This is a genomic window from Streptomyces sp. NPDC050806 (assembly GCF_055586425.1).
Genome location: NZ_JBVJIF010000008.1, coordinates 1 through 25641 on the forward strand (window position 1 = coordinate 1; position 25641 = coordinate 25641).

The window sequence follows — 25641 nt, forward strand, 5'->3', positions numbered from 1 at the left end:
CAGGGGGGACCCTGTGGGAGAGTAGGACGCCGCCGAACAATCATTGTGGGGAAGCCCCGCACCGTATGGTGCGGGGCTTTTCTGCGTTCCGGACCCTTTCCCGTCGGGCCCCGGCCGGTCCCCTTTAGAGTCGGGCTCATGCGATACGACCTGGTCATCTTCGACAACGACGGTGTGCTCGTCGACAGTGAGCCGATCTCCAATACGATCCTGGCCGGCTACCTCACCGAACTCGGGCACCCGACGACGTACGAGGAGTCCATCCGGGACTACATGGGCGCCGCGATGCACCGGGTGCACGACCTCGTCGCGGAGCGGACCGGGCAGCGGCTGCCGGCGGATTTCGACAGCACCTTCCATGCGCGGGTCTTCGCCGCGTTCGAGCAGGAGCTGACCCCCATCGCGGGAGTACCGGAACTGCTGGCGGGGCTGACCGCGGCCGGCACCCCGTACTGTGTCGCGTCCTCCGGCAGCCACGAGCGGATCCGGGTCGGGCACCGGAAGACCGGGCTCGACCGGTGGTTCACCGACGAGCGCATCTTCAGCTCGGAGGACGTGGGCCGCGGCAAGCCGGCGCCCGACCTCTTCCTGTACGCGGCGGAGAAGATGGGCGTCGCCCCCGAGCGCTGTGCGGTCGTCGAGGACAGCCCGCTGGGGGTGCGTGCGGCGCGTGCGGCCGGCATGGACGTGTACGGCTTCACGGCCATGACCCCGGCCGAGCGGCTGTCGGACGCCACCGCCCTCTTCAGCGCGATGGACGGGCTTCCGGATCTTCTTGTGTGATTCATCTACCCATCGGTAGCGGGGAGTTCTACGCTGACCCGCCATGACCGCCGTTTCCGGGTTCAGCCCTGAGCCCCGCCTCCGGCGCGGCCGGGCCGCGCTCGCCCTGAGCTTCTTCGCCCAGGGCGCGGTCTTCGCGCTGCTCGTGACGCGGATCCCCGCGATCCAGGACCGGTACGGCATCTCCGACGGCCTACTGCCCGCCTTCCTCGCCGCCGTGCCGGTACTGGCCGGCGTGGGCAGCGTGGCCACGGAACACCTGGTGAAACGGGTCCGGCCGGGGCTCGTCCTGCGGTGCGTACAGCCGGTGGTCTGCCTCGCGCTCGTCGCCGTGGGGGCGGGCAGCGGCCTGGCCCAGGTGGCCGTGGCCATGGCGGTCTTCGGGCTGGCGGTCGGGGCGCTGGACGCCGCGATGAACATGCTGGGGGTGAGCCTGCAGCGCGCCTACGGGCGCAGCATCATGCTCGGCTTCCACGCGGCGTACAGCCTCGGCGGCATCGTGGGTGCCTCGCTGGCCTGGGCCGGCGCGCACTGGGAGCTGCCGCTCGCGGCGCTGTACGGGCCGGCCGCCGCGGTCGCGGTGCCGGCGGTGCTGATCGCCGGCCGCTGGTACGTGGACCAGGAGCGGCGCCCGGCGCACGCCGCGGGCGCCGCCCCAGCCTCCCTCTCGCTGCGGTTCCTTCTTCCCCTCTGCCTCGTCATGGCGTTCGCGTACATCGGGGACTCGACGGTCTCCAACTGGAGCGCGAAGTACCTGCAGGACGTCCTGGGCAGCTCGGAGCAGCTGGCGACGGTCCCGTACAACGTGTACATGGTCACCACGCTGCTGGGGCGGAGCGTGGGGGATCTGGGGGTGCGGAGGTACGGGCCGGTGGCGGTCGTGCGTGCGGGCGCGGTGGTGGCCGCCGCCGGGTTCGCGGTCGTGGCGGTGGCACCCGGCGCGTGGCCGGGCATGGCGGGCTTCACACTGCTGGGGTTCGGGCTGTGCGTGATCGTGCCGCAGACGTTCGCGGCGGCCGGGCGCCAGGCGTACGAGGCGCATGGGGCGGAGCACGGTCCGGAAGCGTCGGACGCGGCCGTCGCACGACTCAATATCTTCAACTATGTGGGCTTTCTGATCGGTTCGCCGCTGGTGGGCGCGGTGGGGGACGCCTGGAGCTACCGCGGCGCGATGCTGATCCCGATGGTGCTCGTGCTGGTGACGCTGGTGTACGCCCCTTCGTTCGGCGGCGGAGGGGCCCGATACGGTGGCGGACATGAGCGGCCGCGCACAGCTGATGTGGGACGAGGCAGTAACGGGCTATGACTTCGGGCCCGGCCATCCGATGGACCCGGTACGGCTCGCACTGACGATGCGGCTGGTGGAGGCGTACGGCCTCCATCGCGCTCCGGTGCAGGTGGCGGCCGCGAAGGCGGCGGGCCTGTCCACGCTGCGGCTGGTGCACCGCCAGGACTACATCGAGGCCGTACAGCGGGCGTCGGCCGACCCCAGGGCCGCCGACTCGGCGTACGGGCTCGGTACCGAGGACGACCCGGCGTTCGCCGGTATGCACGAGGCCTCGGCGCTGATCGCGGGGCAGTCGGTGGGCGCGGCGGAGGCGGTGTGGCGCGGGGACGCGCTGCACGCGGTGAACTTCGCCGGCGGGCTGCACCACGCGATGCCCGGCGGCGCGGCCGGTTTCTGCATCTACAACGACGCGGCGCTGGCGATCGCGCGGCTGCTGGAGCTGGGCGCGCGCCGGGTGGTGTACGTGGATGTGGACGTGCATCACGGGGACGGTGTGCAGGCCGCGTTCTGGGAGGACTCCCGGGTCCTGACGATCTCGCTGCACGAGCACCCGCGCACCCTCTTCCCGCAGACCGGCTGGCCGGAGGAGACCGGTGCCGAGGGCGCCGAGGGCAGCGCGGCGAACGTGGCGCTGCCGGCCGGTACGGGTGACGAGGGGTGGCTGCGCGCCTTCCACGCCGTGGTGCCGGAGCTGGTGGCCGGTTTCCGGCCGGACGTGATCGTCACGCAGCACGGCGCGGACACGCACTTCGAGGACCCGCTGGCGCACCTGGCGGTGAGCGTGGACGCGCAGCGCGCGGTGGCCGAGACCTGTCACCGGCTCGCGCACGAGCACTGCGATGGGCGCTGGGTCGCGCTCGGGGGCGGTGGTTACGCGGTGGTCGACGTGGTGCCGCGTACGTGGACGCACCTGGTCGCGATCGCCGCCGGGCAGCCGCTGGAGCCGAGGACCGACATCCCGGAGGAGTGGCGGCACGAGGTGTACCGGCTGACGCGGCAGCCGGGGCCGCGGCGGATGACGGACGGGCAGGACCCGGTGTTCCGGGAGTTCGCGGACAGCGGGTACGACCCGGCGGACCGGCTGGACCAGGCGATCCTGGCCACGCGCCGGGCGGTCTTCCCGGCGCACGGACTGCTGCCCTAGAGGCGGAGCGGGCCGGCCCACTTACGTACGCTTCACGCCGCTCATCCCCCTCGAACGTGTGATTACCCATCAGTCAGGGCATGGGGTGGGAGTCCGGCGGCCAGCATGGGCGGCGTGTCGAGCACTGGCGCGCTGCGGGCGCATCTGGTCGGAGCACGGCTCGCGGGGCTGATCGCGACCTCGCGGGAGAAGAGTCTGAACCGCTACCGCCTCTTTGCGGCGGGGGACCCGCGAGCGCTGATCGGGCTGGAGCCCGAAGGGAAGTGGTCCGTCGATGATCTGCTCGGGCTCATGGAAGCGCGATGCGGGGTTTCGGCCGATCCTGCGCATATTTCTGGCACAGATGTCATCGACCCGGACCGGACCGTGGCGGCGCTCGACGCATTCGCCGACCGGCTCGGAGAAGCGGCCGGCAGCCGCTCGCCGGTACTGATCGGCACCGGCCATCCGGGGCGTCTCACCGGCTTCTACAGCGGTCTCGCAGACGCTTTGTCGGCGGCTGGATGCCCCGTCCTCACCCCTGCGTACGGCACAAGTATCGACATAATGACCCGCTTTGGGGTACGCACGTACAACCTTGCCTACGTACGAGGAGTCGCGCGGATGCGCGAACCGGGCGTGCGGGAGGACCTCGGGGAGTCGGGAGTCCACACGCACTCCCCCCTCCCGGTTCGTAGGGCCCTTGGTGCCGCCGCAGACGCCGCCGGACCCCTTCCCGAGCTCGTGATCGGGGACCACGGATGGGTCTGCGGAGCAGGTCAGCTGGGCTTTGAGGCCATCGGCCTGGCGGATACGGACGATCCGGCACTGTTCGTCGGGCAGGCGGAGGGGCGGGTGTCCGTCGTAGTTCCGCTTGATGACGCTGTGCGGTCTGATTACTACCGACCGCTTACTCGCTATGTACTCAATCGAGCGTGTCTGTCACAGTAGGCGGCCGATGGCTACTCCTCTTCCCCACTCGCATCACCCGCCCCTAACCTGGGGAGTGAGCGCATAGCGACGAAGAGTCACCGGAGGGGAAGCCGGTGCCCGTCATGTGCGGAAGGACCAGGTGTGTCATGGCTGCAGACCAGAGGCCTCTGAATGAGGTCGTGTTCCTTACTGTGGCGGAAGTTGCCACAGTGATGCGAGTGTCGAAGATGACCGTGTACCGCTTGGTGCACAGCGGTCATCTGCCCGCGATCCGAGTGGGGAGGTCGTTCCGGGTGCCGGAGCAGGCGGTCCACGACTACCTCCGCGAGTCCTACGTGGGGGTGGAATCGGCCTGACGGGGGGCCTGACAGGCCCTTTCGGGGCCCGGTGAGGCCGTACGGAGGTCACGGATGCCCTCGGATTACGCCGTACGCTCGGCGCCAGGTAGGCTGGCCCGATGTAGGTAGTGTGGGCTCGGACGCCCCGCACCGAGTGATTCGAAGTGAGCGAGGGTAGTCGTGGGCTCTGTTATCAAGAAGCGGCGCAAGCGGATGGCCAAGAAGAAGCACCGCAAGCTGCTCAAGCGCACGCGTGTTCAGCGTCGCAACAAGAAGTAAGCGAAGCTGATCGCGACTCCGCAGCCCCCCACCGCACGGTGGGGGGCTGCGGTGCGTTCGGGGGCCGGTGCGTTTGGGGGGCACGGCCGCCCGGAAGCGGGGTACCCGGCCCGTGCACGTGAGCGGCAGCCGGCGACGGGGGCGGCCGGGTGGAGGACTTGGCGGGGCCCGGGTGACGGACTTGTGCACAGGACCGGACCAGGCCGAAAGTCGCTCGGGGTTGTCCACAGGTCATCACAGCGCAACACCGACCGGATAGCGTGGGCCGCCACATCTCGGCACGTGCGGGGGCGGGCGGGGGACGATGGTGGGAAGGAAGGGCTGATCTTGGGCAAGGTCGTGCTCGTCACGGGAGTCGCACGTCAGCTGGGCGGCCGCTACGTCCGCCGGCTCCAGCGTGATCCCGACGTCGACCGGGTGATCGGCGTGGATGCCGTGCCGCCCGAGCACCACCTCGGCGGCGCGGAGTTCCTCAAAGCCGACATCAGACATCCGGCCATCGCCAAAGTCCTCGCCGAGACCGGCGTGGACACCGTCGTGCACATGGACATCCACGGGACCCCGCTCGGTTCCCGCGGCAGCCGCTCGTCGGTCAAGGAGACCAACGTCATCGGCACGATGCAGCTGCTCGGCGCCTGCCAGAAGGCACCGCACGTCAAGCGGCTGGTCGTGAAGTCCTCCACCAGCGTGTACGGCTCCGCGCCCCGCGACCCCGCGGTCTTCACCGAGACCACCGGCGCCAAGTCGCTGCCCAGCGGCGGCTTCGCGAAGGACGTCATGGAGGTGGAGGGGTACGTACGCGGCTTCGCCCGCAGGCGCCCCGACGTCGCGGTCTGCGTGCTGCGGTTCGCCAACATCCTCGGGCCGTGCGCGGACTCCCCGCTCGCCGAGTACTTCTCGCTGCCCGTGCTGCCCACCGTTCTCGGATACGACCCGCGGCTGCAGTTCGTGCACGAGGAGGACGCGATCGAGGCGCTGCGCCTCGCGACCGCCGAGCCCCGCAGGGGCACGCTCAACAGCGGCACGTTCAACATCGCGGGCGACGGCGTGCTGTTGCTCTCGCAGTGCTCGCGGCGGCTGGGCCGGCCCACGCTGCCGCTGCTGCTGCCGACGGTCACCTGGGCGGGCTCGATGCTGCGCTCGCTCGGCATCACCGACTTCTCGCCGGAGCAGATCCGGATGCTCACGCACGGCCGGGTCGTCAGGACGACCCAGATGCGCGAGACACTGGGGTTCGACCCGGCGCACACCACGGCCGAGACCTTCGCGGAGTTCGTCCGCAGCCGCGGGCCCGGCCTGCTGCCGCCCGAGACCGTCTCCCGTACCGTCGACCGGCTCGCCGCGCTGCTGCCCGCAGCCAGTGCCCAGACCCAGTGAGGAGTTCACCCACGATGGCGGACGCCAAGGTCATTCCGTTCGGGGACGAGCCGCGCTCGCGGAGAAGGACCAAGCGGTCGGGGAGCGCGGCGCGTAACGGCGCGCTGGCGCCCGTACCGCCGCCGCGCCAGGAGGACCCGGAGGCCGCGGCCCCGCAGGACGCCCCCGAGGAGCGGGGCGCGTCCTGGGAGCAGCGGATCGCCGGCGGTCTCAGCTTCCTGCGCAGACGGCTCACCGGTGAGTACGAGGTCGACGACTTCGGGTACGACGAGGAACTCACCGACCAGGTCATGATGTCCGTGCTGCGGCCCCTGTACGACAAGTACTTCCGGGTCGAGGTGAAGGGCATCGAGAACATCCCCGACAAGGGCGGGGCGCTGATCGTCGCCAACCACTCCGGGACGCTGCCGCTGGACGGCCTGATGCTCCAGGTCGCGGTGCACGACCAGCACCCGGCGGGGCGCCACCTGCGGCTGCTGGCGGCCGACCTGGTGTTCATGCTGCCGGTGGTCAACGAGCTGGCGCGGAAGGCCGGCCACACCCTGGCCTGCACCGAGGACGCCGAGCGGCTGCTGGAGCGCGGCGAGGTGGTCGGTGTGATGCCGGAGGGTTTCAAAGGGGTCGGCAAGCCCTTCTCCGACCGGTACCGCCTGCAGCGCTTCGGGCGCGGCGGCTTCGTGTCGACGGCGCTGAAGTCCGGGGTGCCGATCGTGCCGTGCTCCATCGTGGGCGCGGAGGAGATCTATCCGATGATCGGGAACGCCCGGACGCTGGCCCGGCTGCTGGGCTTCCCGTACTTCCCGATCACGCCGACGTTCCCGTGGCTGGGGCCGCTGGGCGCGGTACCGCTGCCGACGAAGTGGACCATCCAGTTCGGCGAGCCGATCCCGACGGACGGCTATCCGGCCGAGGCGGCGGACGACCCGATGCTGATGTTCAACCTCACGGACCAGGTTCGCGAAACGATTCAGCACACCCTCTACAAGCTGCTGGTGCAACGGCGTTCGGTGTTCTTCTGACGCTGCCCGGGCCGTGACGCTCCCGCCCGGGGCTGTGACGTATGTGCCGGGGGTGCCCCGTGTTCCGGCCGGGTACCCCCGGGACAGACTTGGATCATGTCCAACACCCAGTACGTGAAGCTCGGATCCACCGGCCTGGACGTCTCCCGCCTCTGCCTCGGCTGCATGACCTACGGCGTGCCCGACCGCGGCGCCCACCCCTGGACTCTCGACGAGGAGCAGTCCCGCCCGCTCGTCCGGCAGGCCGTCGAGGCCGGGATCAACTTCTTCGACACCGCGAACGTCTACTCCGACGGCACCAGCGAGGAGATCGTCGGCAGGGCGCTCGCCGACTTCGCCCGGCGCGACGACATCGTGCTGGCCACGAAGGTCAACGGCCGGATGCGGCCGGGCCCCAACGGCGCCGGGCTGTCCCGTAAGGCGATCATGACCGAGATCGACAACAGCCTGCGCCGGCTCGGCACGGACTACGTCGACCTCTACCAGATCCACCGCTGGGACCCCCGCACTCCGATCGAGGAGACGATGGAGGCCCTGCACGATGTGGTGAAGGCCGGCAAGGCCCGCTACATCGGGGCCAGCTCGATGTACGCATGGCAGTTCGCCAAGGCCCAGTACACCGCCGAGCGGAACGGCTGGCCCCGCTTCGCCACCATGCAGAACCACTACAACCTCCTCTACCGCGAGGAGGAGCGCGAGATGCTGCCGCTCTGCACGGACCAGGGCGTGGGCGTCCTGCCCTGGAGCCCGCTGGCCCGCGGCCGGCTGACCCGGGACTGGGACACCACCAGCAACCGCGCGCAGACCGATGAGTTCGGCAAGACGCTGTACCAGGAGGGTGACCGGAAGATCGTCGAGGCGGTCGGTGCCATCGCCGCGGAGCGCCGCGTGCCGCGGGCGCAGGTGGCGCTCGCCTGGCTGCTGCACCAGGAGCCGGTGACCGCGCCGATCGTGGGCGCGTCGAAGGCGGGGCACCTCGACGACGCGCTGGCCGCGCTGGAGCTGAAGCTCACCGCCGACGAGATCGGGCGGCTCGAAGGGCCGTACACGGCACGGCCGGTCAGCGGCCACTGAGAAGGACCGCGCGGGGGCAGGCGGGCGCGGGATGTACGAGCGCCCCCTGCATCCGGTCCGTACGCCGTGGCCGGGAGCCACGTCCCTGCGCATGCGACGGCGCCGGACGTTCTTCTGGAGGGAAGGACCGGAAGAACACCCGGCGCCGCCGGGCCGCGGGCGGCGCGCTGCGCTCGCTGCGCGCCGCTACTCGCCCCGGCCGTCGACGCCGAGGTCCGGGAGCAGGTCCGGAAGCAGCGGCGGGATCGTGACATCCGGCTCGGCGGGCTCGTCGCTCTCGCGCTCGCCCTTCGAGGGGGACGGGCTGTCCTGCTCCGGCGGGTCGAGCAGGCCGCCGGTATTGCCGCCGAGCAGACCGTCGTCCTTCGAGGAGGACGACGAGGACGGCTCGGGCGAGGGCGAGTCGTGCTTCTCGCCGCCCGCCGAGGGGCTGTCGGAGCGCGACGGCTTCGTCGACTGGTCCTGGTCCGTGGCGCCCGCGGACGGGGCGCCACGCCCGGCGCCCTCGTCGGCCTTCTTCGGCAGGAGCGGGCGCAGCGGCCCGACCTCCTCGTCTATGGCGTCGAAGACCGAGCTGACCTCGTGGGAGACGTCGGCGAGCTGGACCGGGAGCCGGTCGCGCAGCTGCACCCAGCCCTCGCGGTGCGAGGAGGTGAAGGAGTCCAGCGCCTGGATGGCACCGAGCGAGCCGTCCCGCTCGTACGCGCCGTGCAGCAGCCGGTGGGCCGTGCCCGCGTCCTGGGTGACGCCCGAGAGGGACCTGCGTACCTCGTAAAGCGTCTCGTGCTCCAGCGGACCGGACTTCAGGCGCTCCACCAGCCGCCGGGCCTCGTGCATCCGGCTGGACGCCTGGTCGAGGTAGAGCCGGCCGCGGGCGGAGTCGTCCTCGGCCATGCCGAGCTTGAGATCCTCCATGCCGCGTTTGAGGCCGTACAGCGAATCGCCCGGCAGCGCGTCGGAACTTGCGGCGGCCACTCCGCTGAACGCGCCGGCCGCCACGCCGACCGTCAGCCCGCCGGCGGCGAGCCTCCGGGACAGCCGGGACCGTGGGCGCAGCCGCCCGAGTGACTTGGCGGCGCGGTGCGCGCCTCGCACGCCGCGCTGCTGGGGCACCTTCGCGCCGTCGGAGGGTGCGCCGCCTTCGGCGAAGGCAGCCTCCATCGCGGCGATGAGCTGTGCGCGCTGGATCGTGCGCGCTTCGGGGTCCATGGTCGGCTTGGGGAGTTCCCCCAGGCCGCCGGCGACTGCCAGCAGCCGTGCCGTCTCGGGCTCAGCCGGCTCCGGCCCCGGTGTGGCGATCTGCTCATCGGCCGCGCCCTGGAGGTCCTGATCCTCCAGAGCCTGGGCGAAGGCGTTAGCCCGCCGGTGCGCCGATACGTTCGCGATCACGGGCGGCACCTCCTCTCATCATCCCGCTCGACTCCCCGGACTGGCTTGACGATCCAGCAGGGCCGGAAGGCTGCACACCCTGCACGCAACCACTCGATCGAGTGAGCGGCTGCGGGCATGGCGTGTCCGCAGGGAGCCTGCATTCCGCACAACGAGCGGCGAGGTACTCGGGTTACGCCCTCACGATGATGTGACGGACCGGTACCGCGCGATGGCTGAAAGTGATGGCCTGGTCAAGGCTTGGCGGCACAATGGGAGTGCCGTGCGGGACGGATGTTCGGGCCGGGGGGCGGCCGTTCGGGGGTGAGCGGGACGAACGGGGACACGGAGGGGTGGGGGACGCTCAGCGGGCGTCGTCCGGCAGCAGGCGCGCGAGCGTCCGGACCGCGCGGTACTGGAGGGTCTTGATCGCTCCTTCGTTCTTGCCCATGACGCGGGCGGTCTCGGCGACCGACAGTCCCTGGAGGAACCGAAGCGTGACGCATTCCTGCTGTTGGGGGTTGAGTTTGCGGACGGCTTCGAGGAGGGCGGCATTGGACAGGGATTCGAGGACCGAGTCCTCGGGACTGCGCTCGACCTCGTTGGCGTCGAGCATCTCGCCCGTGGTCACCTCCAGGCGGAAGCGCGAGGACTTGAAATGGTCGGCGACGAGGTTGCGCGCGATGGTCACCAGCCAGGCTCCGAAGTCGCGGCCCTGCCAGGTGAAGGTGCCGATTCGGCGCAGGGCGCGCAGGAACGTCTCGCTGGTCAGGTCCTCGGCGGTCGCCCGGCCGCCGACGCGGTAGTAGATGTAGCGGTAAACCGTGTCGGCGTACTGGTCGTAGAGCCGGCCGAACGCGTCGGCCTCGCCCGCCTGGGCGCGCTCGACGAGGTCCATCATGCGACGGCTGTCGCTGTCGGCGGGGCGCCGGGCGGTGGTCGTGCCGCCGCGGCGGGTACGGCTGCTTGCGGACCTGGCGCCGACGGCGGTCCTGGCGTCCGCCAGGGCGTAGCAGGCGCTGGCGGGTCCGGCGGCAGGGGCTGGTGTGGCGAGGGCGGGGACGGCGTACGCGGTGGGGACAAAACTGCGCAGGTGGTCGACGAGCGTCGTACGCAGCGTAGCCAGGCCCGAGGCGTCAACCCCGACGTGTGGGTACACGGGACTCCCAGAGGCAGAGCTTCCATCACGTGCAGTGCGGGACCGTTCACCCGCGGTAGGGGCTTATGGGTTCCGGTTTGCGTCTGAGGAGAATAACGCTTCGTACAGGCAGCGCTACACCCAGTTGCTCAAATCGTCGATTCAGTCTGGTCTGTTACGTATTTCTGTTCGTTCAAGTATCGGATGCTGAACAGAAATTGATCAGAAAGTGTCGTGATCTGGCTGGTTGGAGGGCGTGTTGTGGCGCCCCGAGCGTCGCGCGGGTGCGTGCGGACCGGTGGGGTATGAAGAAGGTTTGCCCTGCACACAGCGGTACGCGTGTTCGTACGGGGCGCGTGGAGGCACCCTCAGGGGTGGCGCGGCGAAGGCCAGCGCGAAAAAAGTGACACGCGCCGTCCATCTGATCATCGGCGGGCTAGGTATCCCCGGGCGTTTCGGTGACGTTGTGTAACGTCCATCCCCGCGCTGGAAGTTGGGCGGGCTTCCGGTTATAGGGCTCCGGTTGCCGAGCCCGCCCGGAGCGCGGGAGCTACCGGCGCCGGCGCTGCAGGGCCACCGCGGCCGCCGCGCCGCCCGCCACCGCGCCCACGCCGGCCGCCGCCGGAATGCCGATCTTGGCGGCCTTGCGGCCGGTGCGGTAGTCGCGCAGCCGCCAGCCCTGCTCGCGCGCGTGCTTGCGCAGCCGGGTGTCGGGGTTGATCGCGTACGGGTGGCCGACGAGCGAGAGCATCGGGATGTCGTTGGCGGAGTCGCTGTACGCGGCGCAGCGCTGGAGGTCCAGGCCCTCGGCCATGGCGAGCGCCCGCACTGCTTCGGCCTTGGCGGGGCCGTGCAGCGGCTCGCCGACGAGCTTGCCGGTGTAGACCCCGCCGACCGACTCGGCGACCGTGCCGAGCGCGCCGGTCAGACCGAGCCGCCGGGCGATGATCGTGGCGGTCTCCACGGGGGCGGCGGTGACCAGCCACACCTTCTGGCCCGCGTCCAGATGCGCCTGGGCGAGCGCCCGGGTGCCGGGCCAGACCCGCTCGGCCATGTACTCGTCGTAGATCTCCTCGCCTATGGTCATCAGCTCGGAGACGCGGTGGCCCTGGACGATGGAGAGCGCGCTGTTGCGCACGTCCTCCATGTGCTCGGGGTTCTCCGAGCCGGCCAGCCGGAAGTAGGCCTGCTGCCACACGAAGCGGGCGAGGTCGCGCTTGTGGAAGAAGTGCCGTTTGTAGAGGCCGCGGCCGAAGTGGTAGATCGCGGCGCCCTGCATGACGGTGTTGTCCAGGTCGAAGAAGGCGGCGGCCTTGTCGTCGCCGACGACCGGGAAGTCCGGCTCGGCGTCCTCGGCTTCGCTGTCGGCGGTCGCCGCGGCGGCTTCTGCCGCGGCCTGTGCCTCGGCCTCCAGGGAACTCTTGCGGGCGGCCTCGGCCGCCGCCTCGCCGGCCAGCACACTGCGTGCGGTGGCGGGGCGTCGGTGGCGGGTGAACCATCCCGTGACGAGGGACGGAACGCCCGTGACGAGGGACGCGCTGATGGGGCTCCTGCCGGGGCGGTGCTCGGGCGACGGGTGGGCCATACCGCGAGCATAGCCAGTTTGTTCGGTGCCCCTGGTTACGCACGCATGTCAGGCAGGCGCGGGGCGGCCGACGGTCGCGTTACGGCCACGCCGTGTATTCACTGAGGGGGCGCGCGTGAATATGTCTCCGCGCTGCTCGTGCCCCCGCGCGCCGCGCGCGTACGCCCGTACACCACGCCCCGCGCTTCCGTACGCCCCGCACGTACGCCCTTCAGGCGCCGGGCCCGGCCGCCCGGCCCGGCCGCCCGGCTTCAGGCGCCCAGCGCCTTGCGCAGCCGCTGCGGGTCCACGCGCCAGAAGTCGTGCTGTGCGCCGTCGACGAGGATGACCGGAATCTGCTCCCAGTATTTGCGGTACAGCTCCTCGTCCTCCGTGATGTCCTTCTTCTCCCAGGCGGCGCCGGTCTCCGCGCAGATCGCCTCGATCACTTGCTGGGCGTCGTCGCAGAGGTGGCAGCCGGGCTTGCCGATGAGCGTGACCGTCCGGTCGGCGGGATTCTTGCGCTGGGCGCGGCGGAGAAGCGGGGCCATGTGCTCATTGTGCCTGGGCAGTGCGGTCCGCGCCGGTCTCCGGCGGCGGTATGACGGCCGTCACGAGCCTTCGGGCAGCGCGTTGGTTTCCCGTACCATCGATGGTCGATTTGTAGGTGTACGGGGGTAAAACAGCAAGGAGAGGCGCGGCGTGTTCCCGTTCACGGTCCTGCGTTATCCACGCGAAGAGTGTGAACGGAGTGGCGCAGGATGTGGTTCCGCGAATTGCCGCAATAAGTGCGTGACACCGGTCACGTTGACGGGACAAAGCGGACACCATCTTTGTGCACGCGTTCACAAAGACATAGCCTGCTATCGACAGGGCGGTCTTGAGACATTTGGCCGTCCAAAGCCCCGCTCTACCCGCAGGAGCACCGTGGCAACTGGCCGAACTCACCGACCGGCGACCCGAAGCCGAGGGATCCCCGAGGCCACCGTCGCCCGGCTTCCGCTGTATCTGCGTGCACTGACCGCGCTCTCGGAGCGTTCGGTCCCCACGGTCTCCTCCGAGGAGCTGGCAGCCGCGGCGGGGGTCAATTCCGCCAAGCTGCGGAAGGACTTCTCGTACCTGGGCTCGTACGGCACGCGTGGTGTGGGCTACGACGTGGAGTACCTCGTCTACCAGATCTCCCGGGAGCTCGGTCTCACGCAGGACTGGCCGGTTGTGATCGTCGGTATCGGTAATCTCGGCGCCGCGCTCGCCAACTACGGCGGCTTCGCCTCCCGCGGCTTCCGTGTCGCGGCCCTGATCGACGCCGACCCGGCCATGGCCGGCAAGCCCGTCGCGGGCATCGCCGTCCAGCACACGGACGAGCTCGAAAAGATCATCAATGACAACGGCGTCTCGATCGGCGTGATCGCGACCCCCGCGGGCGCCGCCCAGCAGGTCTGCGACCGCCTCGTGTCCTACGGCGTCACGTCCATCCTGAACTTCGCGCCGACCGTGCTGTCCGTCCCCGAAGGGGTCGACGTGCGGAAGGTCGACCTCTCCATAGAGCTGCAGATCCTCGCCTTCCACGAGCAGCGCAAGGCCGGCGAGGAGGCCAGCAGCCAGGACGCCGCGCAGCCCGCCACGACAGCGGTGCGCCCGGCGCCGGCCGCCGGCGAGAACGGCCACGACGACTCCGACCGCAAGGGACCCGACGGGGACGTACCCGCCGTGATGCCGGCATGAGCCTCCTTGTTGTCGGCCTTTCGCACCGCAGTGCGCCGGTCAGCATCCTGGAGCGGGCCGCGCTCGCGCCCGACTCCCGCGGCAAGCTGCTGCAGGACGTCGTGTCGGCCGAGCCGGCCGCCGAATCGGCCGTGCTCTCCACCTGCAACCGCATCGAGCTCTACGCCGACGTGGACAAGTTCCACGCCGGTGTCGCCGAGCTGTCCACGCTGCTCGCCCAGCACAGCGGCGTCAGCCTCGACGAGCTCACGCCGTACCTCTACGTCCACTACGAGGACCGCGCCGTCCACCACCTGCTGTCCGTGGCCTGCGGCCTGGACTCCATGGTCGTCGGCGAGGGCCAGATCCTCGGCCAGATCAAGGACGCGCTGGCCCTCGCGCAGGACCAGCACACCGCCGGGCGGCTGCTGAACGACCTGTTCCAGCAGGCGCTGCGGGTGGGCAAGCGCGCGCACAGCGAGACCGGCATCGACAAGGCCGGCCAGTCCCTGGTCACCTTCGGCCTGGAGCAGCTCGCGGGCGCGGCCGGCGGTCACGAAGCGCACTGCATCCTGGTCGACGACGCCGTGCCCGACGCCACGGCCCCGCTCGGCACTCCGGGCGTGGACGCCTGGGCCCGCGGCAAGCGGGCCCTGGTCATCGGTGCGGGTTCGATGTCCTCGCTCGCGGCCGCCACCCTCGCCCGGGCCGGCGTCACCGAACTGGCCGTCGCCAACCGCACCCTGGACCGGGCGGTCCGCCTGACGGAGATCCTCACCGAGCCGGGCAGCCCCGGCCGGGCGAGCGGCCTCGTCGCGCGCGCCGTCCCGATGTCCGAGGTGCAGGCCGAGCTGGCCGGGGCGGACATCGCGATCTCGTGTACGGGGGCGACCGGACTCGTCCTCACCGGCGAGGCGGTCGCGGCGGCCGCCGAGGGCCGCGAGGACCGGGAACTGGCCCTGCTCGACCTGGCGATGCCGCGCGACATCGACGGCGCGGCCCACCGGATCGAGGGCGTGCACCTCGTCGACATCGAATCGCTGGCCGACGCGTCCGCCGACGCTCCCATGGCGTCCGATGTGGACCAGGTGCGCGGCATCGTCTCGGAGGAGGTCGCGGCCTTCGGCGCGGCCCAGCGCGCCGCGACGATCACCCCGACCGTGGTCGCCCTGCGCACCATGGCCGCCGACGTGGTCGCCGCCGAGATCGCACGGCTGGACGGCCGCCTGCCCGACCTGGACGACAAGCAGCGCGCGGAGATCACCCAGACCGTCCGCCGGGTCGTCGACAAGCTTCTGCACGCGCCCACCGTGCGGGTCAAGCAACTCGCCAGCGAGCCCGGCGGCGCCGGGTACGCCGACGCGCTGAGCAAGCTCTTCGACCTCGACCCCCAGACGGTCGCCGCCGTCAGCCGGGCCGACACGCGCGCGGACAGGCACGACACAGCACGGGAGCAGCGCTCATGAACGACCAGGCATTGCGACTCGGGACACGGCGCAGCAAGCTCGCCATGGCCCAGTCCGGACACGTCGCCGAGGCGGTGCGCCAGGTCACCGGGCGCCCCGTCGAGCTGGTGGAGATCACCACGTACGGCGATGTCTCCCGCGAGCAGTTGGCGCAGATCGGCGGTACCGGCGTCTTCGTCTCGGCCCTGCGCGACGCGCTGCTCAGCGGCGAGATCGACTTCGCCGTCCACTCGCTCAAGGACCTGCCGACCGCGCAGCCCGCGGAGCTGACCCTGGCTGCGATACCGGTCCGCGAGGACCCCCGGGACGCGCTGATCGCCAGCGACGGCCTGACGTTCGAGGAGCTGCCCGACGGGGCGCGGGTCGGTACCGGCTCGCCGCGCCGCATGGCGCAGCTGAACGCCTGGGCCCGGTCGCTGGGCCGGCGCATCGAGACCGTACCGATCCGCGGGAACATCGACACCCGTATCGGTTACGTCGAGAAGGGAGAGCTCGACGCGGTCGTACTGGCCGCCGCCGGGCTCAACCGGATCGGCCGCATCGGCGAGGCGACGGAGCTCCTCTCGCCGGACGTAGTTTTGCCTGCCCCCGGTCAGGGGGCGCTTGCGGTGGAGTGTGCTGCGACCAATGAGCACCTCGCCGCCCGGCTCGCAGAGCTCGACGACCCGGTGACCCGGGCCGCCGTGACCGCCGAGCGTTCCCTGCTCGCCGCTCTGGAGGCCGGCTGCTCCGCACCTGTGGGTGCGCTGGCCGATCTCCAGGACGGCGACCGGGCTGTCACCGAATTGCGCCTGCGTGGTGTCGTCGGCACGACCGACGGCAGCGCGCTGGTGCAACTGTCCACCACCGGACACGTACCCACCTCCCGCGACGACGTTTCCGTACCGGCGACCATGGGCCGTGAGCTCGCCGCCGAGATGCTCGCCAAGGGTGCTGCCGGTCTTATGGGGGAGCGAGCACTTTGAACCCCACCGCCCCGAACCACCCCGCCGCCGGCCAGGTCACCTTCCTCGGTGCCGGGCCGGGAGATCCCGGTCTGCTCACGCTGCGCGCCGTGGAGGCGCTGTCCCACGCGGACGTGCTGATTGCGGACCCGCAGGTGCTCGACGTCGTCCGCACGCATGCCCGGGCGAACGTGGACACACCGATGCAGGCCTCAGCTGACGAGGCGTCAATCCCCGCCGACGTCCCCACGCTTCGGGACACGACCAATCTTGTCATGGGGGCCGCGCGCACCGGCAAGCGGGTCGTGCGTGCCGTGTCCGGAGACCCCGGTCTGGACGCCGATGTGGCCGAGGAGATGCTGGCCTGCGCCTCCGAAGGCATCGGCTTCGAGGTCGTGCCGGGCGTCGCCGCCGCGGTCGGCGTGCCCGCGTACGCCGGCGTGCCGCTGCGTGACGCGCAGGGCACCGACGTCCGCTTCGTGGACGCCCGTACCGCCGACGACCGCTGCTGGTCCGAGGTCGGCGCGAGCGACGCGACCGTGGTCGTCTCCACCACCCTGGACTCGGTGGCCGCGGCCGCCGGCGAGCTGGTCTCGGCGGGCCGGAAGCCCGACACGCCGCTGACCGTCACCATCGCCGGTACGACCACCCGCCAGCGCACCTGGACCGCCACCCTCGGCACCATCGCGCAGACGCTCAAGGCCGCCAAGGTGCTGCCTTCGCCGGACGGCGGCCAGCCGGTCATAGCCGTGGTCGGCGAGCGCAGCTCCGCCGCGCGGCGGGACCAGCTCTCCTGGTTCGAGTCCAAGCCGCTGTTCGGCTGGAAGGTGCTCGTACCGCGGACCAAGGAGCAGGCCGCCTCGCTCTCCGACCAGCTCGTCTCGTACGGTGCCGTACCCCACGAGGTGCCGACGATCGCCGTCGAGCCGCCGCGTACCCCGCAGCAGATGGAGCGCGCGGTCAAGGGCCTGGTCACGGGCCGGTACGAGTGGATCGCCTTCACCTCCGTCAACGCCGTGAAGGCCGTACGCGAGAAGTTCGAGGAGTACGGCCTGGACGCGCGCGCCTTCGCGGGCATCAAGGTCGCGGCCGTCGGCGAGCAGACCGCCAAGGCGCTGGTCGCCTTCGGCGTGAAGCCCGACCTGGTCCCGTCCGGCGAGCAGTCGGCAGCCGGTCTCCTGGAGGACTGGCCGCCCTACGACCCGGTCTTCGACCCGATCGACCGCGTCTTCCTGCCGCGCGCCGACATCGCCACGGAGACCCTGGTCGCCGGGCTGATCGAGCTGGGCTGGGAGGTCGACGACGTCACCGCCTACCGGACCGTGCGGGCCTCTCCGCCGCCGGCCACCACCCGCGAGGCCATCAAGGGCGGCGGCTTCGACGCGGTACTTTTCACCTCGTCTTCGACGGTGCGGAACCTCGTCGGCATCGCCGGTAAGCCGCACAACGTGACCGTGATCGCCTGCATCGGCCCGGCCACCGCCAAGACCGCCGAGGAGCACGGGCTGCGCGTGGACGTGATGTCGCCCGAGCCCTCGGTGCACAAGTTGGCCGAAGCGCTCGCGGACTTCGGCGCGGCGCGGCGTGCTGCCGCGGTCGAGAACGGTGACCCGGTCACCCGTCCCAGCGAGCGCCGGCCCGGATCGCGTAGGAGGGCACGGAGTTGAGCACCACGTACGGAAGGTTCCCGGGAGCACGGCCGCGGCGGCTGCGCACCACCCCCGCGATGCGGCGGATGGTCGCCGAGACCCGGCTGCACCCGGCGGACCTGATCCTCCCCGCGTTCGTCCGCGAGGGGATCTCCGAGCCGGTGCCGATCGGCTCGATGCCGGGAGTCGTCCAGCACACCCGTGACACCCTGCGGAAGGCCGCGGTGGACGCCGTCTCCGCCGGGGTCTCGGGGATCATGCTCTTCGGCGTCCCCGAGGAGTCCAAGAAGGACGCGAACGGCACCGTCGGCACGGACCCGGACGGCATCCTCCAGGTCGCCCTCCGCGACGTGCGGGAGGAGGTCGGCGACGACCTCGTCATCATGTCCGACCTCTGCCTGGACGAGTTCACCGACCACGGCCACTGCGGGGTCCTCACGCCGGACGGCCGGGTCGACAACGACGCCACGCTGGAGCGGTACGCGGAGATGGCCCGGGTCCAGGCCGAGGCGGGCGCCCACACGGTCGCGCCCAGCGGCATGATGGACGGCCAGGTCCGGGTGATCCGTGAGGCGCTGGACGGCATCGGCCACCAGGACGTCTCGATCCTGGCCTACACCGCGAAGTACGCCTCCGCGTTCTACGGCCCGTTCCGCGAGGCGGTCGGCTCGTCCCTCAAGGGCGACCGCAAGACCTACCAGCAGGACGGCGCGAACGCCCGCGAGGCGCTGCGCGAGCTGGCCCTCGACCTCGAAGAGGGCGCCGACATGGTCATGGTCAAGCCGGCCATGCCGTACCTCGACATCCTCCGCGACGTCGCGGAGTCCGTCGACGTCCCGGTCGCCGCGTACCAGATCTCCGGCGAGTACGCGATGATCGAGGCCGCCGCCGAGAAGGGCTGGATCGACCGCGACGCGGCGATCCTGGAGGCCCTGACCGGCATCAAGCGGGCCGGTGCGCAGAACATCCTGACGTACTGGGCGACGGAGGTGGCGCGCCGCCTCTGACGGCTCCGCCGTCTGTGTCCCGTGCTTTCCGGGCCCCTGCCGCCGTATTCACGTACGGGCGGCGGGGGCCCGGGGCGTTTCCGTACGGGTACGTCTCACCGGCCCGCCGCGGTGGCGAAGTGCGCGTCGATCGACGAGATCCGCCCCTGCCCGTCGAAGCGGATGCTGACCGGCGTGCCGTCGGGCAGGACGACGGAGAACCCGTCCTCCGTCCGCTGGAGCTCCACCCCGTGGCGGCCGAAGTACCCGGTGACCACCTGACTCTCCGCGCCCCCGAAGATGCCCGCGCCCGTCATCAGCATGCGGGGCAGTTTGACCGGGTCGGGCGAGGCCCGCGGAACCTGCGGATCGTTCGGTACGAAGTACACGCGGGCCTCCGGGCTGGCCTGCGCGCCGATGTACCCCGGCGCGCCGAGCACGCTCATCGCGCCGAACGCCAGCGTCTCCGCCGCCATCCGGGGGTCCGGCGCGCCGGACAGATTCACGAGATCGCTCGTGAACTCGGGAATCTGCTGCTCGTGCCCGAACCGCCGTACGGCGTGCGCAGCCCCGGCGACGGGCTTGTTCCCGAACCCCGGATTCGCCCACCCCCACAGCCACGATCCGTCTCTGACGTCCCACGTCCCGAGCACGGATATCCGCAGTTCCTGCTGTCCCTGGCGATAGGAACACTGATCGAGATCAGCGCTCCAGTCCCCTTCGGGCAGAAATGCGTTGAACGTTTCGAGCTGTTCCGCGCCCCAAGCGGCATAAGGCTGAACCGTCCGGACAAAAGCCTCACTGAATGCAGAGCTGTTCATCCCCCGACCCTACGAAGGCCGCCGGCGCGACGGGAGATCCGGGGCGACGGTGCGGGTCGTTTGCGCGGCTAGGCCGGGTATTCGTATGTCGCGGCGAATGCGGTGAAATCCGCCCAGGCGGCGGGAGCGACGGAGAGGTGGGGGTCGTCGGGGGTCTTGGAGTCCCGGATGTGGATGAAAGCGGGGGACTCCGCGATCTCGACGCAGTTGCCGCCTTGTTCCGTGCTGTAGCTGGACTTGCACCAGTGCAGTGCGGCGCTCATTGCTCTCCGATCAGCCGGTCCAACAGGCCCTTGGACTCTTCCGGGTTGAGAGCCTCCGTCCGCAGCATCGCATACTTGAGGGCCATGAGACTGACCTGCTGCGGATCGCTCACCAGCTGACCGCCGCACTGGGTCTCGACGTAGGCGACACGAAGATGGTCGGGGGTCTCCAGCAGGACACAGGGGCCGGAGAGGCCGGGGTGCGTCTCGCTGCTGAGAGGCATCACCTGGACGCTGACTCCTGGTAGGTCGGCGCATTCCCGTACGCGGCGCAGTTGCTCCGCGCGTACGGGTTCGCCTCCCAGGCGCTGCATCAGCACGTTCTCCGCGATGACGAAACTGACCGTGACCGGGTCCTTGCGGCAGAGGATGCCCTGTCGCGCTGTGCGTGCGGCGACACGCTCACCGATCTCCTCCGCGGAGAGGACCGGGACCTCGTTCCGGAACACCGCACGGGCGTATTCCTCGGTCTGGAGCAGTCCGGGGAAGACCTGGTTCTCGTACGAATAGTGTGCGATCGCCTCGTGTTCGTAGTCGATGAACTCCGCCGCCCACACCGGGTACTTATCGATCTGCGGCAAGTATTCGACGGCCACCGCGAGGACACCCCGCGTGCCGAGCTCCAAATCGATGCGGTCGGCGAGATTCGGCTTCAACGGGCGCCTGCCCTGCTCGATCGAGGCGATCGTCTCCTCGCCCACGTTCAGCCGCTCGCCCAACTCCCGCTGGGTATACCCAGCAAGGCGGCGGAACAGGGCCAGTTGGGCGCCGACGAGGCGTTGTGAGGACGCGTTCTTCCGGGGCTGCATGGTGACCCACTCCCACCATTTTCCGCGTCCTACCCGCACGGCACCCGTACAGCGAATCTGTACGGGTGGACCGACTGCCTCGGCCCAGTCATGCCCGGCACCATGCGTGCTGTGATCGAACACGAATGGTTGCGGGAGCGGTGCTACGCGCGGGCGCGCAGATCCGTGCCGGAGGCGCGCGCGTTTGCCGCGCGCGCCTTCGCGGACTGGGGGCTCGGGCCCCGTACGGACGACGCGTTGCTGTGCGTGAGCGAGTTGGCGACCAACGCGCTTCGGCACGGCGTACCCCCGGGACGGGCCTTCCGGCTCCGGCTGTACCAGTACGGCGACGACAGCGGCACGGTACGGATCGAGGTGCACGACTCCGGGCCGGGATGGCCGCGTACCCCGTCACCGCCCTCCGACGCGGATGCGGAGCACGGCCGGGGGCTGCTGCTCGTCGGGGCGCTCGCCGACAAGTGGGGCGTCGGCGAGCGGAACCCCGGCAAGGTGGTGTGGTGCGAGTTCGCGGCCGGCGCCGCGTGACGCCGACCGTTCCCCGAGAGGGTCAGAGCCGCTCAGGCGTCCGGATGCCCAGGAGGGACATGCCGCGGTGGAGGGTGCGGGCGGTGATGTCGCAGAGGAAGAGGCGGTTCTCGGTCTGCTCGGTGGTGTCGGCCTTCAGGACCGGGCACTGGTCGTAGAAGGTCGTGTAGAGGGAGGCGAGCTGGTAGAGGTACGCCGTCAGCTTGTGCGGGGCGTACTCCTTGGCCGCCTCCGTGACCAGGTCGCCGAACGCGTCCAGGTGGAGGCCCAGCGCCCGCTCCGCCGGGGCGAGTTCGAGCTCCGGGTGGGGCGCGGGGCCGGTCTCGCCCGCCTTGCGGAGGATGGACTTGATGCGGGCGTGGGCGTACTGGATGTAGACCGAGGTGTCGCCGTTCAGGGAGACCATCTGGTCCAGGTCGAACTTGTAGTCACGGTTCGCGGACGTGGAGAGGTCCGCGTACTTCACCGCCCCGATGCCGACCTGGGCGCCGCGCTCCTGGATCTCCTCCTCGGTGAGGTCGCGCGCCTTCTCGCGCACCACCTCGGCGGCGCGCTGCGCCGCCTCGTCGAGCAGGTCCTCCAGGCGGACGGTCTCGCCTTCACGCGTCTTGAACGGCTTGCCGTCCGCGCCGAGCACCGTGCCGTAGCCCATGTTGTGGGCCGTGACCTCGTCGTTCAGCCAGCCCATCCGGCGGGCCGTCTCGAAGACCATCTTGAAGTGCAGCGACTGGCGCACGTCCACGACGTACAGCAGGGTCGTCGCCTTCAGGCCGAAGACGCGGTCGCGGATCGCGGAGAGGTCGGAGGCCGCGTACCCGAAGCCGCCGTCCGCCTTCTGCACGATGAGCGGGACCGGCTGGTCGTCCTTGCCCTTGATGTCGTCGAAGAAGACGACGAGCGCGCCCTCGGAGCGGACCGCGACGCCGGACTCCTCCAGCAGCCGGGCCGTCTCGGCCATCATGTCGTTGTACGCGGACTCGCCGACGATCTCGTCGTCCCGGATCTCCATGTCCAGCTTCTCGAAGACCGAGTAGAAGTAGACCTTCGACTCGTCCACGAACCGCTGCCAGAGGTCCAGGGTCTCCTTGTCGCCGGACTGGAGGGCCACGACCCGCTTCCGGGCCCGCTCCTTGAAGTCCTCGTCCGCGTCGAAGACCGCGCGCGAGGCCTTGTAGACCCGGTTCAGGTTCGACATGGCCTGCTCGCCGTCGACGTCCTCGGCCGGGGCCAGCTGGTCGGGGTTCTCGATCAGGTACTGGATGAGCATGCCGAACTGGGTGCCCCAGTCGCCGATGTGGTGGCGGCCGATCGTCTTCTCGCCCGTGAAGTCCAGCATGTGGCGCAGGGCGTCGCCGATCACGGCGGACCGGAGGTGGCCGACGTGCATCTCCTTGGCGACGTTCGGCTGGGCGTAGTCGATCACCGTCGTGCCGGGGTGCTCCGCGTACGGGACGCCCAGGCGGTCGTCGGCGGCGCGGGCCGCCAGCGTCCGCACGATCGCCTCGTCGGTGATCGTGATGTTGAGGAAGCCGGGGCCTGAGACCTCGATGTCCTTGATGAGGGCGGGGGCCTCGATGCCCTCCACGACCTTGGACGCCAGCTCGCGGGGGTTGCCCTTGAGCTTCTTCGCGAGGGCCAGCATGCCGTTGGCCTGGAAATCGGCCCGGTCGCTACGTCGCAGCAGCGGGTCGGCGGCGCCGGCCTCCGGCAGGGCTGCCGAGAGGGCGTCGGAGACGCGCTGGTTGACCGTAGCGGCGAGAGAAGGGACCGAAGCCATGGAATGCTGCCGTTCCGTCGGAGGGGAGAGGTGGTCGGGGTTTGCCGCCAGTATTTCACGGCGGGGTCGGGAGCCCTTCCGGGTTTTTGCCGCCGCCGGGGCCGGGCGCCGGGGCCGGGCGGCGGGGAAATCGATCACGGGCGCGTCTGGGACAATGGAACGGCCAGGCTTGCGGCCTGGGCGGGCCCGCTCCGGATCACGCACCGGGCGCGGCACGACCGCCGGGGCGCCGGGCCGGGCTCACGACCGTAAGCGACCACGTGATCGACCATGTGGTCGAGCGAACGCGCGAAGCAGAAAAGGAAGGGCCGACCGTGGCTCAGAGCACCGAGACAACCGACTGGGTCTCCCGTTACGCGGATGAGGTCATCACCGAGTCGGAGCGTCGCGCGCCTGGCAAACCGGTCGTCGTCGCTTCCGGCCTGTCCCCCTCCGGCCCGATCCACCTGGGCAACCTGCGTGAGGTCATGACCCCGCACCTGGTCGCGGACGAGGTCCGCCGCCGCGGGCACGAGGTCCGCCACGTGCTGTCCTGGGACGACTACGACCGGTACCGCAAGGTCCCGTTCGGCGTCGAGGGCGTGGACGACTCCTGGGCCGAGCACATCGGCAAGCCGCTGACCAGCGTTCCGGCCCCCAAGGGCTCCGCGTACCCGAACTGGGCGGAGCACTTCAAGGCCGCCATGGTCGACGCGCTCGCGCAGCTGGGCGTCGAGTACGACGGCATCAGCCAGACCGCGCAGTACACCGCCGGTACGTACCGCGAGCAGGTCCTGCACGCGATGAAGCACCGCGGTGACATCGACGCGATCCTCGCCCAGTACCGCACGAAGAAGGCGCCGGCGAAGAAGTCGCAGAAGCCGGTCGACGAGGCCGAGCTGGAGGCCGCCGAGGGCTCCGGCGCGGCGGGCGAGGACGACGGCAGCGGCGGCGACGCGGGCTACTTCCCGTACAAGCCGTACTGCACGGTCTGCGGCAAGGACTTCACCACCGTCACCGCGTACGACGACGCCACGACCGCCCTCACCTACACCTGCACCTGCGGGCACGGCGAGACGGTGCTGCTGAGCGAGTTCAACGGCGGCAAGCTGGTCTGGAAGGTCGACTGGCCCATGCGCTGGGCCTACGAGGGCGTGATCTTCGAGCCGTCGGGTGTGGACCACTCATCGCCCGGCTCGTCCTTCCAGGTCGGCGGCCAGATCGTGGGCATCTTCGACGGCGAGCAGCCGATCGGCCCCATGTACGCGTTCGTGGGGATCTCGGGGATGGCCAAGATGTCGTCGTCCAAGGGCGGCGTGCCCACCCCGGCCGACGCCCTGGAGATCATGGAGCCGCAGCTGCTGCGCTGGCTGTACGCGCGGCGCCGCCCGAACCAGTCGTTCAAGATCGCCTTCGACCAGGAGATCCAGCGGCTGTACGACGAGTGGGACCGGCTGGACGCCAAGGTCGCCGACGGCTCCGTGCTGCCGGCCGACGCGGCGGCGTACGCCCGTGCCGTCGGGACGGCGGCGGGCGAGCTGGCGAAGACGCCGCGCCCGCTCCCGTACCGCACGCTCGCCTCGGTCGCCGACATCACGGCCGGGCACGACGAGCAGACCCTGCGCATCCTCAGCGAGCTGGACCCGGAGAACCCGGTCGGCTCGCTGGACGATGTCCGGCCCCGGCTGGACCGCGCCGAGCAGTGGATCACCAGCCAGGTCCCGGCCGACCAGCGGACCATCGTCCGCGAGGAGCCGGACACCGAACTGCTGGGCTCGCTGGACGACCGGGCGAAGGACTCGCTGCGGCTGCTGCTGGACGGCCTGGACACGCACTGGTCGCTCGACGGGCTGACGCACCTGGTCTACGGCGTGCCGAAGGTCCAGGCGGGCTTCTCCGCCGACGCCACCGCGAAGGAACTGCCGCCGGAGATCAAGACCGCCCAGCGGACGTTCTTCGCGCTGCTGTACCGCCTGCTGGTCAGCCGTGAGACCGGCCCGCGGCTGCCCACGCTGCTTCTCGCCGTGGGCGCGGGCCGGGTGCGCACGCTGCTCGGCGGGTAGCCGTCACGCGTCCGCCCTCGTAGCCGTCACGCGTCCGCCCTCGGGGAGGGCGTGCGGCTGCGACTTACGACGGATGCCGCGCACGACGGGCTCGGCCCCGGGAACGATGTTTCCCGGGGCCGTTTCCGTGACCGTGGACACATGAAGGGTTATCCGAAGGCTTTCCTCGGGCTCGTCGGCTGGCTCGCCCTCATCCAGGGCGTGATGGGTCTCGGCGGGCGGTTCTTCACCGACTCCGAGTGGGGCCTGCTGCACCGCTGGGTCGACACGCCCCCGCTGTGGGCGTACGCGGCGATGCTCGTCGTGGGCGGCGCGGTCGTGTGGTGGAGCGAGGCGGACCGCAAGAAGGCGAGCGCGGCGAAGACCTGAGC

25 protein-coding genes are annotated in these 25641 nt (G+C 70.7%); 17 read left to right on the forward strand and 8 right to left on the reverse strand.

Going from position 1 to position 25641, the window contains the following annotated elements; translation table 11 throughout:
• Positions 1-138 precede the first annotated feature (138 nt).
• From ACZ6WH_RS24705 to ACZ6WH_RS24745, 9 genes are all read left to right on the forward strand, one after another.
• Positions 139-783, forward strand: a complete 645-nt coding sequence (locus tag ACZ6WH_RS24705; RefSeq protein WP_469730713.1) for an HAD family hydrolase — start codon at positions 139-141, stop codon at positions 781-783.
• 43 nt (positions 784-826) lie between these two features.
• Positions 827-2089, forward strand: a complete 1263-nt coding sequence (locus tag ACZ6WH_RS24710) for an MFS transporter (RefSeq protein ID WP_469730715.1) — start codon at positions 827-829, stop codon at positions 2087-2089.
• Positions 2040-3215 carry an acetoin utilization protein AcuC gene (locus ACZ6WH_RS24715; RefSeq protein ID WP_469730717.1) on the forward strand — a complete coding sequence of 392 codons (1176 nt, stop codon included), beginning with the start codon at positions 2040-2042 and terminating at the stop codon, positions 3213-3215. The genes ACZ6WH_RS24710 and ACZ6WH_RS24715 overlap by 50 nt, the downstream gene beginning before the upstream one ends.
• Before the next feature lie 114 nt (positions 3216-3329).
• Positions 3330-4145, forward strand: coding sequence for a phosphatase (locus ACZ6WH_RS24720; RefSeq protein WP_432856392.1), 816 nt, complete (start codon positions 3330-3332; stop codon positions 4143-4145).
• A 128-nt stretch (positions 4146-4273) separates the two neighbouring features.
• Positions 4274-4483 (forward strand): helix-turn-helix domain-containing protein, encoded by a 210-nt coding sequence (locus tag ACZ6WH_RS24725; protein WP_014144137.1) that lies wholly within the window; start codon positions 4274-4276, stop codon positions 4481-4483.
• Between the two features lie 162 nt (positions 4484-4645).
• Positions 4646-4744, forward strand: coding sequence for a 30S ribosomal protein bS22 (locus ACZ6WH_RS24730; RefSeq protein WP_003948845.1), 99 nt, complete (start codon positions 4646-4648; stop codon positions 4742-4744).
• 327 nt (positions 4745-5071) lie between these two features.
• Positions 5072-6121, forward strand: a complete 1050-nt coding sequence (locus ACZ6WH_RS24735) for an NAD-dependent epimerase/dehydratase family protein (RefSeq protein WP_432856388.1) — start codon at positions 5072-5074, stop codon at positions 6119-6121.
• 14 nt (positions 6122-6135) lie between these two features.
• Positions 6136-7140 carry a lysophospholipid acyltransferase family protein gene (locus ACZ6WH_RS24740; protein ID WP_469730720.1) on the forward strand — a complete coding sequence of 335 codons (1005 nt, stop codon included), beginning with the start codon at positions 6136-6138 and terminating at the stop codon, positions 7138-7140.
• A gap of 96 nt (positions 7141-7236) precedes the next feature.
• On the forward strand, positions 7237-8214 hold the full coding sequence (locus ACZ6WH_RS24745) for an aldo/keto reductase (protein ID WP_469730722.1): 978 nt from the start codon (positions 7237-7239) through the stop codon (positions 8212-8214).
• 186 nt (positions 8215-8400) lie between these two features.
• Here the strand turns inward: ACZ6WH_RS24745 and ACZ6WH_RS24750 are convergent, their stop codons facing one another.
• From ACZ6WH_RS24750 to ACZ6WH_RS24765, 4 genes are all read right to left on the reverse strand, one after another.
• Positions 8401-9603 (reverse strand): DUF5667 domain-containing protein, encoded by a 1203-nt coding sequence (locus ACZ6WH_RS24750; protein WP_469730724.1) that lies wholly within the window; start codon positions 9601-9603, stop codon positions 8401-8403.
• Positions 9604-9946: 343 nt separating this feature from the next.
• Positions 9947-10741: an ECF subfamily RNA polymerase sigma factor, BldN family gene (locus ACZ6WH_RS24755; protein ID WP_399710098.1), complete on the reverse strand. Its 795-nt coding sequence runs from the start codon at positions 10739-10741 to the stop codon at positions 9947-9949.
• A gap of 529 nt (positions 10742-11270) precedes the next feature.
• Entirely contained in the window at positions 11271-12305 is a 1035-nt protein-coding gene (locus ACZ6WH_RS24760) for an HAD family hydrolase (RefSeq protein WP_469730727.1), read from the reverse strand.
• Between the two features lie 251 nt (positions 12306-12556).
• A complete protein-coding gene (locus ACZ6WH_RS24765) occupies positions 12557-12835 on the reverse strand; it encodes a glutaredoxin family protein (RefSeq protein WP_432856373.1) in 279 nt (92 codons plus the stop codon).
• A gap of 376 nt (positions 12836-13211) precedes the next feature.
• Here ACZ6WH_RS24765 and ACZ6WH_RS24770 point away from each other — a divergent pair, with 376 nt between their 5' ends.
• The 5 genes from ACZ6WH_RS24770 to hemB are packed head-to-tail and all read left to right on the forward strand — an operon-like array spanning position 13212 to position 19054.
• A complete protein-coding gene (locus tag ACZ6WH_RS24770) occupies positions 13212-14009 on the forward strand; it encodes a redox-sensing transcriptional repressor Rex (protein WP_432856370.1) in 798 nt (265 codons plus the stop codon).
• Positions 14006-15454 carry a glutamyl-tRNA reductase gene (locus ACZ6WH_RS24775; protein WP_432856367.1) on the forward strand — a complete coding sequence of 483 codons (1449 nt, stop codon included), beginning with the start codon at positions 14006-14008 and terminating at the stop codon, positions 15452-15454. The genes ACZ6WH_RS24770 and ACZ6WH_RS24775 overlap by 4 nt, the downstream gene beginning before the upstream one ends.
• Positions 15451-16419, forward strand: coding sequence for a hydroxymethylbilane synthase (hemC, locus tag ACZ6WH_RS24780; protein WP_469730730.1), 969 nt, complete (start codon positions 15451-15453; stop codon positions 16417-16419). The genes ACZ6WH_RS24775 and hemC overlap by 4 nt, the downstream gene beginning before the upstream one ends.
• Positions 16416-18065, forward strand: a complete 1650-nt coding sequence (locus tag ACZ6WH_RS24785) for a bifunctional uroporphyrinogen-III C-methyltransferase/uroporphyrinogen-III synthase (protein WP_469730732.1) — start codon at positions 16416-16418, stop codon at positions 18063-18065. The genes hemC and ACZ6WH_RS24785 overlap by 4 nt, the downstream gene beginning before the upstream one ends.
• On the forward strand, positions 18062-19054 hold the full coding sequence (gene hemB, locus ACZ6WH_RS24790) for a porphobilinogen synthase (RefSeq protein ID WP_361557830.1): 993 nt from the start codon (positions 18062-18064) through the stop codon (positions 19052-19054). Before ACZ6WH_RS24785 ends, hemB begins: the two co-directional genes overlap by 4 nt.
• Positions 19055-19149: 95 nt before the next feature.
• On the opposite strand, the gene ACZ6WH_RS24795 is transcribed toward hemB, so the two are convergent.
• The 3 genes from ACZ6WH_RS24795 to ACZ6WH_RS24805 all read right to left on the reverse strand — a co-directional run bounded on the left by ACZ6WH_RS24795 (position 19150) and on the right by ACZ6WH_RS24805 (position 20926).
• Complete coding sequence (locus ACZ6WH_RS24795; RefSeq protein WP_432856359.1) at positions 19150-19854, reverse strand: DUF6882 domain-containing protein; 705 nt, start codon at positions 19852-19854, stop codon at positions 19150-19152.
• A gap of 68 nt (positions 19855-19922) precedes the next feature.
• Positions 19923-20117, reverse strand: a complete 195-nt coding sequence (locus ACZ6WH_RS24800) for a DUF397 domain-containing protein (RefSeq protein WP_469730734.1) — start codon at positions 20115-20117, stop codon at positions 19923-19925.
• Complete coding sequence (locus ACZ6WH_RS24805) at positions 20114-20926, reverse strand: helix-turn-helix domain-containing protein (RefSeq protein WP_469730736.1); 813 nt, start codon at positions 20924-20926, stop codon at positions 20114-20116. The genes ACZ6WH_RS24800 and ACZ6WH_RS24805 overlap by 4 nt, the downstream gene beginning before the upstream one ends.
• Positions 20927-21028: 102 nt before the next feature.
• Here ACZ6WH_RS24805 and ACZ6WH_RS24810 point away from each other — a divergent pair, with 102 nt between their 5' ends.
• Positions 21029-21451, forward strand: a complete 423-nt coding sequence (locus tag ACZ6WH_RS24810) for an ATP-binding protein (protein WP_469730738.1) — start codon at positions 21029-21031, stop codon at positions 21449-21451.
• Positions 21452-21473: 22 nt separating this feature from the next.
• Here the strand turns inward: ACZ6WH_RS24810 and argS are convergent, their stop codons facing one another.
• Entirely contained in the window at positions 21474-23228 is a 1755-nt protein-coding gene (gene argS, locus ACZ6WH_RS24815) for an arginine--tRNA ligase (RefSeq protein WP_469730740.1), read from the reverse strand.
• Positions 23229-23542: 314 nt separating this feature from the next.
• On the opposite strand from argS, the gene lysS reads away from it, so the two are divergent.
• Together lysS and ACZ6WH_RS24825 are read left to right on the forward strand one after the other, a co-directional pair.
• The gene (gene lysS, locus ACZ6WH_RS24820) at positions 23543-25270 is read left to right on the forward strand and encodes a lysine--tRNA ligase (RefSeq protein WP_469730742.1); all 1728 of its coding nucleotides are present in this window, start codon (positions 23543-23545) and stop codon (positions 25268-25270) included.
• A 141-nt stretch (positions 25271-25411) separates the two neighbouring features.
• Positions 25412-25639, forward strand: coding sequence for a hypothetical protein (locus tag ACZ6WH_RS24825; protein WP_469730744.1), 228 nt, complete (start codon positions 25412-25414; stop codon positions 25637-25639).
• Positions 25640-25641 lie beyond the last annotated feature (2 nt).

Excerpts from the sequence above, each read along its gene's own strand:
- ACZ6WH_RS24705 (WP_469730713.1), top strand. The coding sequence starts at position 139 with ATGCGATACGACCTGGTCATCTTCGACAACGACGGTGTGCTCGTCGAC.
- ACZ6WH_RS24710 (WP_469730715.1), top strand. The coding sequence starts at position 827 with ATGACCGCCGTTTCCGGGTTCAGCCCTGAGCCCCGCCTCCGGCGCGGC.
- ACZ6WH_RS24715 (WP_469730717.1), top strand. The coding sequence starts at position 2,040 with ATGAGCGGCCGCGCACAGCTGATGTGGGACGAGGCAGTAACGGGCTAT.
- ACZ6WH_RS24725 (WP_014144137.1), top strand. The coding sequence starts at position 4,274 with ATGGCTGCAGACCAGAGGCCTCTGAATGAGGTCGTGTTCCTTACTGTG.
- ACZ6WH_RS24740 (WP_469730720.1), top strand. The coding sequence starts at position 6,136 with ATGGCGGACGCCAAGGTCATTCCGTTCGGGGACGAGCCGCGCTCGCGG.
- ACZ6WH_RS24745 (WP_469730722.1), top strand. The coding sequence starts at position 7,237 with ATGTCCAACACCCAGTACGTGAAGCTCGGATCCACCGGCCTGGACGTC.
- ACZ6WH_RS24760 (WP_469730727.1), bottom strand. The coding sequence starts at position 12,305 with ATGGCCCACCCGTCGCCCGAGCACCGCCCCGGCAGGAGCCCCATCAGC.
- ACZ6WH_RS24765 (WP_432856373.1), bottom strand. The coding sequence starts at position 12,835 with ATGGCCCCGCTTCTCCGCCGCGCCCAGCGCAAGAATCCCGCCGACCGG.
- ACZ6WH_RS24775 (WP_432856367.1), top strand. The coding sequence starts at position 14,006 with ATGAGCCTCCTTGTTGTCGGCCTTTCGCACCGCAGTGCGCCGGTCAGC.
- hemC (WP_469730730.1), top strand. The coding sequence starts at position 15,451 with ATGAACGACCAGGCATTGCGACTCGGGACACGGCGCAGCAAGCTCGCC.
- ACZ6WH_RS24795 (WP_432856359.1), bottom strand. The coding sequence starts at position 19,854 with ATGAACAGCTCTGCATTCAGTGAGGCTTTTGTCCGGACGGTTCAGCCT.
- ACZ6WH_RS24800 (WP_469730734.1), bottom strand. The coding sequence starts at position 20,117 with ATGAGCGCCGCACTGCACTGGTGCAAGTCCAGCTACAGCACGGAACAA.
- ACZ6WH_RS24805 (WP_469730736.1), bottom strand. The coding sequence starts at position 20,926 with ATGCAGCCCCGGAAGAACGCGTCCTCACAACGCCTCGTCGGCGCCCAA.
- ACZ6WH_RS24810 (WP_469730738.1), top strand. The coding sequence starts at position 21,029 with ATGCGTGCTGTGATCGAACACGAATGGTTGCGGGAGCGGTGCTACGCG.
- argS (WP_469730740.1), bottom strand. The coding sequence starts at position 23,228 with ATGGCTTCGGTCCCTTCTCTCGCCGCTACGGTCAACCAGCGCGTCTCC.
- ACZ6WH_RS24825 (WP_469730744.1), top strand. The coding sequence starts at position 25,412 with ATGAAGGGTTATCCGAAGGCTTTCCTCGGGCTCGTCGGCTGGCTCGCC.